The organism is Mycobacterium sp., assembly GCF_008709575.1.
Lineage (GTDB): Bacteria > Actinomycetota > Actinomycetes > Mycobacteriales > Mycobacteriaceae > Mycobacterium.
The window spans coordinates 1-3,875 of record NZ_VYIK01000113.1 but is presented as its reverse complement, the minus strand read 5'-3'; the positions used below and the strand labels follow the sequence as shown (position 1 = coordinate 3,875).

The following is a 3,875-nucleotide window of genomic DNA, read 5'->3' as shown; positions in this document are numbered from 1 at the left end:
AACTAGCTGAGGCACCACCACCGGCCACGCGCTCAAAGTACGTGAGGCACGTCGCGGATTTGACGCCTGACCTGTGCAGAGGCTACCGTCGAAGCTCATGGAGAGCCGCGAAATGCTCGTAGTACTCGGCCGGCGCGTTGGTGGCTGACTAGACCTGAGCGGGTACAGCCTTCAAACACCAACGCGCAACCCTCGTGCAGCTGCTGAGCTGGCGGGGGTTTTTTGTTGCCGACGCATTGCGACCAGAACGACTACGAGGACGACTAAAGAGGACCCAGAGTGAGCGCACCCACCACGCGACCACCGCAGCGAGCGGCCACTGAACCGTTGGCCAACGGTGCGTCGGAACCAGCTACGGTTGGGCAGCCACGACACGTGGCACCCCAACAACTTACCGGCGCCCAGTCGGTGATCCGCTCGTTGGAAGAACTCGGTGTCGAGGTGATCTTCGGGATACCCGGCGGGGCCGTGCTGCCGGTCTACGATCCGCTGTTCGACTCGCAGAAGCTGCGCCACGTGTTGGTCCGCCACGAGCAGGGCGCCGGGCACGCCGCCAGCGGTTACGCCCACGCCACCGGCAAGGTCGGTGTGTGCATGGCCACCTCCGGCCCGGGCGCCACCAACCTGGTGACCCCGTTGGCCGACGCGCAGATGGACTCGGTGCCGGTGGTGGCCATCACCGGGCAGGTCGGCCGCCAACTGATCGGCACCGACGCCTTCCAGGAGGCCGACATCTCCGGAATCACCATGCCGATCACCAAGCACAACTTCCTGGTCCGCAGTGGCGACGAGATTCCCCGGGTGATCGCCGAGGCGTTTCACATCGCGTCCACCGGGCGTCCCGGCGCGGTGCTGGTCGACATCCCCAAGGACGTGCTGCAGGGCCCGTGCACGTTCAGTTGGCCGCCGCGACTGGACCTGCCCGGCTACAAACCCACCGTCAAACCGCACCATCGCCAGGTCCTCGAGGCCGCCAAGTTGATCGGGGCCGCGCGCAAACCGGTGCTCTACGTCGGTGGCGGCGTCATTCGCGGTGAGGCATGCGAGCAGTTGCGCGAACTGGCCGAGCTGACCGGTATCCCGGTGGTGACCACGCTGATGGCGCGCGGCGCGTTCCCCGACAGCCACCCCCAGCACCTGGGTATGCCGGGCATGCACGGCACGGTCGCCGCGGTGGCCGGGCTGCAGCGCAGCGACCTGCTGATCGCGCTGGGCACCCGCTTCGACGACCGGGTGACCGGAAAGCTCGACACGTTCGCGCCCGAGGCCAAAGTCATCCACGCCGACATCGACCCCGCCGAGATCGGCAAGAACCGCCACGCCGACGTGCCGATCGTCGGCGACGTCAAAGCCGTCATCACCGACTTGACCGCTGCCTTGCGCCAGGACGAGCCCCACCTGGATCTGACCGAGTGGTGGGAGTACCTGCATGGTGTGCAGGCCACCTACCCGCTGAGCTACGGGCCGCAAAGCGACGGCAGCCTGAGCCCGGAGTACGTGATCGAAACGCTGGGCAAGATCGCCGGGCCGGACGCGGTGTACGTCGCCGGTGTCGGCCAGCACCAGATGTGGGCGGCGCAGTTCATCTCCTACGAGAAGCCGCGCACCTGGATCAATTCCGGCGGGCTGGGCACCATGGGCTTCGCGATCCCCGCGGCGATGGGCGCCAAGATCGCCCGCCCGGACGCCGAGGTGTGGGCGGTCGACGGCGACGGCTGCTTCCAGATGACCAATCAGGAGCTGGCCACCTGCGCGATCGAAGGTGCTCCGATCAAGGTCGCCCTGATCAACAACGGCCACCTGGGCATGGTGCGGCAATGGCAGTCGCTGTTCTACTTTGACCGCTACTCGCAGACCGACCTGGCCACCCACTCGCATCGCATCCCGGACTTCGTCAAGTTGGCCGAGGCGTTGGGCTGCGTCGGCATGCGGTGCGAGCGTGCGGAGGACGTGGCAGACGTCATCGCGGCGGCCCGGGCCATCAACGACCGTCCGGTCGTGATCGACTTCATCGTCGGCGCCGACGCGCAGGTGTGGCCGATGGTGGCCGCCGGGACCAGCAACGACGAGATCCAGGCTGCCCGTGGCATCCGCCCGCTCTTCGACGACGACAACGAGGGGCACGCGTGATGGCCACCCAGGTTTCGAGGCCGAGATCCGAAACGACGCATACGCTTTCGGTGCTAGTCGAAGACAAGCCCGGTGTGTTGGCCCGGGTGGCCGCATTGTTTTCCCGGCGCGGCTTCAACATCGAGTCGCTGGCCGTCGGTGCCACCGAGCAAAAGAACATGTCCCGGATGACGATCGTCGTCTCAGCCGAGGACACCCCGCTCGAGCAGATCACCAAGCAGCTCAACAAGCTGATCAACGTCATCAAGATCGTCGAGCAGGAGGACGACAATTCGGTGGCGCGGGAGCTGGCACTGATCAAGGTGCGTGCCGACGCCGGCACCCGAAGTCAGGTGATCGAAGCAGTAAACCTGTTTCGGGTCAAGGTGATCGACGTCTCCCCGGAGTCGTTGGTCATCGAAGCCACCGGAGCGCCGGGCAAGATCGATGCACTGCTGCGGGTGCTGGAGCCTTTCGGCATCCGGGAGATCGTCCAGTCCGGGCTAGTGTCGCTGGCACGCGGACCGCGTGGTATCGGTAGTGCCAAATAACCCATCGCACAGAAGGAAATACACGAGTGGCGCAAGAAGCAATAGCGATGTTCTACGACGACGACGCCGACCTGTCGATCATTCAGGGTCGCAAGGTCGCCATCATCGGGTACGGCAGCCAGGGACACGCACACGCACTGAGCTTGCGCGACTCCGGCGTGCAGGTGCGCGTCGGGTTGAAAGAGAATTCGAAGTCGCGCCCGAAGGTCGCCGAGCAGGGCCTGCAGGTCGGCACCCCTGCCGAGGTGGCCGAGTGGGCCGATCTGATCATGTTGCTCGCTCCTGATACCGCGCAGGCCGACATCTTCACCGCCGACATCGAGCCCAATCTGGTAGCCGGTGACGCGTTGTTCTTCGGCCACGGCCTCAACATCCATTACGGGCTGATCAAACCGCCCGCCGAGATCACGGTGGCGATGGTGGCACCGAAGGGCCCCGGCCACCTCGTGCGTCGTCAGTTCGTCGACGGCAAGGGCGTGCCGTGTTTGGTCGCCGTGGCACAGGATCCGCGCGGTGACGGTCTCGCGCTGGCGCTGTCCTACGCCAAGGGCATCGGTGGGACCCGTGCCGGCGTCATCAAAACCACCTTCAAAGACGAGACCGAGACCGATCTGTTCGGTGAGCAGACGGTGTTGTGCGGCGGCGCGGAGGAGTTGGTCAAGGCCGCGTTCGATGTGATGGTCGAAGCCGGATACCCGGCCGAGTTGGCCTATTTCGAGGTTCTGCACGAACTCAAGTTGATCGTCGACCTGATGTATGAGGGCGGGATCGGCCGGATGTACTATTCGGTTTCCGACACAGCGGAGTTCGGCGGGTATCTGTCGGGCCCGCGGGTGATCGACGCCGACACCAAACAGCGCATGCGCGCCATCCTGACCGAGATTCAAGACGGCAGTTTCGTCAACAAGCTTGTCGCCGATGTGCAAAGCGGCGGAAAGCAGTTGGCCGAATTGCGCAGACGCAACGCCGAGCACCCGATCGAGGTGACCGGCAAGAAGCTGCGCGACCTGATGAGCTGGGTGGACCGCCCGATCACCGAAACGGTGTAGCGACACGCCGCTGGAGCGTCGCAGGTCAACGCACCAGTGTGCGTCATACTCCGGCTGTGGTCAGCATCGCGGTCCGCAACGAATCCGGTGACGCTCGACGAGCATCGCCATGCTAGGCCCGTTTTCCGCACTGGTCGAGCGTAGGGCCTGATTTGCTGGCGAGCTT

3 protein-coding genes are annotated in these 3,875 nt (G+C 65.1%); all 3 read left to right on the top strand.

Annotated elements, in window-relative coordinates:
• Nucleotides 1-327 precede the first annotated feature (327 nt).
• Genes F6Q13_RS16880 through ilvC form a run of 3 tightly spaced genes read left to right on the top strand, consistent with a single transcriptional unit; the run spans nucleotide 328 to nucleotide 3,709 of the window.
• Nucleotides 328-2,130 (top strand): acetolactate synthase large subunit, encoded by a 1,803-nt coding sequence (locus F6Q13_RS16880; RefSeq protein ID WP_293059002.1) that lies wholly within the window; start codon nucleotides 328-330, stop codon nucleotides 2,128-2,130.
• Nucleotides 2,130-2,660, top strand: a complete 531-nt coding sequence (ilvN, locus tag F6Q13_RS16875) for an acetolactate synthase small subunit (RefSeq protein WP_293058996.1) — start codon at nucleotides 2,130-2,132, stop codon at nucleotides 2,658-2,660. Before F6Q13_RS16880 ends, ilvN begins: the two co-directional genes overlap by 1 nt.
• 47 nt (nucleotides 2,661-2,707) lie before the next feature.
• Entirely contained in the window at nucleotides 2,708-3,709 is a 1,002-nt protein-coding gene (gene ilvC / locus F6Q13_RS16870; RefSeq protein ID WP_293058999.1) for a ketol-acid reductoisomerase, read from the top strand.
• Nucleotides 3,710-3,875 lie beyond the last annotated feature (166 nt).